Origin of the sequence: Anaerotignum propionicum (assembly GCF_024461735.1) — a bacterium.
Lineage (GTDB): Bacteria > Bacillota > Clostridia > Lachnospirales > Anaerotignaceae > Chakrabartyella.
Window position 1 is genome coordinate 1 of record NZ_JANGAD010000043.1, and the last position, 237, is coordinate 237.

1 protein-coding gene is annotated in these 237 nt (G+C 40.1%); it reads left to right on the forward strand.

The features are described 5' to 3' along the window. Positions 1-48: 48 nt before the first annotated feature. On the forward strand, positions 49-237 hold a 189-nt coding region (locus NE558_RS14325), incomplete at its 3' end, for a hypothetical protein (protein WP_256150844.1).

A 237-nucleotide genomic window follows, 5' to 3' on the forward strand; every position in this document is an offset into this window, starting at 1 on the left:
TTGCGCTTTATCATCTGCACCGCAGGTACAGGAAAAACCAATCTTTGAATGGATGAAATTATTGAAAAACAAAAAATGGGTTTAGGAAGCCAAATTTATATTGTGCCTGAACAATTTACATCTCAGGCAGAACGTGATTTGATTGCCCAAAGACCTCAAAATGACATTCTCTTGGCTGAGGTATTAAGCTTTGGCCGCCTAGACCATCAGACCTTTTCAAAAAACGGCATGGGACGA